Annotated in this window: 1 protein-coding gene; it reads right to left on the bottom strand. The window is 62.4% G+C overall.

All coding sequences use genetic code 11. The annotated features are described in order from the left end of the window. The coding region (locus WCE05_RS26390; protein ID WP_368816895.1) for an extracellular solute-binding protein at nt 1-339 on the bottom strand (339 nt) is incomplete at its 3' end. Nucleotides 340-386: the final 47 nt, after the last annotated feature.

The following is a 386-nucleotide window of genomic DNA, read 5'->3' on the forward strand; positions in this document are numbered from 1 at the left end:
CCATGGATGGGCGTACTTCAGCTGCTCAAGGGCGATCGCCGCCCGCGGATCCTGCTGCAGATAGGCCTTCATCTCCGGCGTATCGTATGACGCCTTGCGCGGCGAGAAGTAGCCGGTGAAGCGGCTCCACGCGCCGTTCACCTCGGGGCTCACCAGATAGGTCAGGAACTGATACGCCGCTTTCTTCTGCGCCTCGTTGATGCCTTTAAAGCTCACCAGGCTGGCGCCGCCGATCGGCACCGCACGCTGCTCTTTGGCCGGCAGCATCGCTACCCCAAGCTCAAAATCTTTGCTGTTCTCGCGCATAAAGCCCAGCGCGCCGGTGCTGAGCATCGCCATCCCGAGCCCACGAGACATGCGCAGATCTCGGATGCGGTCTTCGGCTT

The sequence above is a fragment of the Pseudomonas sp. I2 genome (assembly GCF_040984075.1).
Taxonomy (GTDB): domain Bacteria; phylum Pseudomonadota; class Gammaproteobacteria; order Pseudomonadales; family Pseudomonadaceae; genus Aquipseudomonas; species Aquipseudomonas guariconensis_B.